Origin of the sequence: Scytonema hofmannii PCC 7110, assembly GCF_000346485.2 — a bacterium.
Classification (GTDB): domain Bacteria; phylum Cyanobacteriota; class Cyanobacteriia; order Cyanobacteriales; family Nostocaceae; genus Scytonema; species Scytonema hofmannii.
This window is the reverse complement of sequence record NZ_KQ976366.1, coordinates 1-2436: the sequence shown is the minus strand read 5'-3', so window position 1 is coordinate 2436 and position 2436 is coordinate 1. Positions and strand designations below refer to the sequence as shown.

The 2436-nt window shown below is 41.3% G+C and carries 2 protein-coding genes; both read left to right on the top strand.

Translation table 11 applies throughout. The features are described from left to right. The first annotated feature begins 345 nt into the window (after nt 1-345). Nucleotides 346-1806 carry an AAA family ATPase gene (locus tag WA1_RS51840; RefSeq protein ID WP_017740914.1) on the top strand — a complete coding sequence of 487 codons (1461 nt, stop codon included), beginning with the start codon at nt 346-348 and terminating at the stop codon, nt 1804-1806. Between the two features lie 4 nt (nt 1807-1810). Further along, nucleotides 1811-2436: tetratricopeptide repeat protein (locus WA1_RS51835; protein WP_148663123.1), on the top strand; the 626-nt coding region annotated here is incomplete at its 3' end.

Sequence of the window (2436 nt, the reverse complement as noted above, 5' to 3'; positions counted from 1 at the left end):
ACAAGGATGGTTGGTTCGCCCGTTTGGATTGCCTGTTCGAGTTGAGATTGCATGATATTTCTCCCGTAAAAAATTTTGCTTTGGTATAAGGAGAAGCTTGTTAGCGCCAACTTTGCTTTCCATACTTTTAGAATGCCTAACCCAAACGGGCGAAAAATCCGCAGTTTCGGCTCATCCTTGCCACTGCTATCAAAAATGAGCCAAGATTGAACCTCAAAATTACTCCTGTAAAGTATATGTAGGAGAAGCGTCTCATTTTCATAAATCGGCTGGTACAGAATTCCGAAAAGCTAAAACTTGGATTAGTAGTTATTTAGGAATGTCTACACAAGCGAGAAGCACCCTATGGCGGTTACTCTCAAAGCATCGAAACAAGGTTTAGAAATTGTTGATAAAGCAAGACGAAAGAAAGGATGGAACGCAACAGCTCCTGCTTGGTATGATGCTGCCAATACTTCAGTTGCAACCCTAAAGCGGTTTAGGCGAAGGATACCAATTGATAGAGATGTATTTGTTGCTATTTGTAAAGCTGTCGGGATAAATAACTGGGAAGTCATTGTCGATGATACTCCAATGCTCCAAGCAGATTCTCGACCAGACTTTTTTTCCTATGATGATGCTTGGGTAGGTCGAGAGCAGCTAGTTAACGAACTAAGTACAAAGCTTCGTGGTTCGTGTCGTCTTTTGCTAATCCTGGGACTGACGGGCATTGGTAAAACTGCCTTGGCAGAAAAATTGGCAGTAGAAATGCAAGACTGGTTCGGGGAGAACTGGAAGAATAGGTTCAAGCGAGCTAATTTTGACTACCAGGAAAAAAGCACAGAATTTGCCAGTGTCGCTAAGCAATGGCTAGAGGAATGGGGAGAGCGAATTTTACCAGAGGAACATAAGCCAGAACTATTGTTGCAAAGGTTGGTGGCATACCTGCGGCAACATCAGGTGTTAGTGCTAATTGATTCTCTAGAAAGACTGCTGACAGAAAATAAGGAAGAAGGCTGGGGTGATTTTGCTGATGAGTGGTGGGAAAAGTTCTTTCTCAGCTTATTGTCAGTAGAATCGTGTCAAAGCCGATTAATCATCACGTCCCAGGATCGCCCAGTCAAGTTGGTAAACGACCGTTGGAGAAATTTCTGGCATCAAGTAGTTTTATATGGATTAACTGAATCCGAGCAGGCGGCATTGTTTAAGACAACGGGATTAGATGTCAGCGATGATTCACTAAATCAACCTCTGCTGATACGAATTGGTAGAGCCTATAAAGGTCATCCTCTAGTTTTGCGGGTAATTATCGGGGAAATTTGGAGTGAGCCTTTTAATGGGGATGTGCAGGCATATTGGAATGATGAACGTGAAAATACACGTCAAAAGATAGAAGATGTGGAAAAAGCTTTAGCAGAAGCAGAGCAAGGAAAAACTTTGGGAGATAAAGATGAATGGGAGCTACATAAACTTACCCGTCAAGTTCGAGAAAAAGTTAATAAACAACGTTTGCAAATAGCATTTCAAAGATTGGCAAGAGATGTCAAGGACGCTTATATCTTACTGTGCGCTGCTTCAGTTTATCGCGCTCCTGAAAAGGAAGAGTTTTGGCTGAAGCATTTAGTTTACTGGCTAAAACGTTTAGAAAAACAAGATTGTGCTAAAAACAGACAAGATAGAGCTTTAGAGGAACTGGGTAACCGTTTCTTGGTTGAAGAATCATTGAATCATAATAAGAAGCGTGTTCTTGGGCAGCACAATTTAATTCGTAGTTTGGCAATAGAACACCGTAATCTATTGCTAAAAAGTTTAAAAACTGATACTTAGTCGTATGGCTAATAATTTTAAAGAAGCAGGAATTTTACTTTTTGCTAGTTGGAATATCAATTTAGAAGAAGTTCCAATTGAGCAACTTGACCATTACATAGCAGTAGAAAACTTCCTCACAGAAAAAGATGAGCCACTGCAAGATGCTCCCCCAATTAAACAAGTGCGTGGCTACCTAGAAGCGTTTCATCACCTCTGCGAGGTAGAAGATTGGGAAAGAGGCAGTAAAGTCCTTTTTACTCGTCTTGATACTCCAAGCAAGGAAGAATTACACTGTCAACTACAAACTTGGGGCTATGATAGCGAACTGATTGGTTTGTACAATAAAATGTTGGGCAAATTAAGTCTCAATCAGGAAGTCGTTTTTTCAATAAGTCTAGGTAGGTCTTACTCGGCTTTAGCACTGTATCGCCAAGCAATTAAGTATTATCAACAAGGTTTAGCCATTGCACAAAAAATAGGCGATCGCAATAGGGAAGGGATAGCAATAGGCAATCTGGGGGTTGTTTACAGGTTGCTGGGAGACTATCACCAAGCGATTGACTATCAGCAGCAGCGCTTAATTCTTTCAAGAGCCAATGCCGATCGTGTTGGCGAAGCAAGTGTAATGGGGAATCTGGGCAATATCTA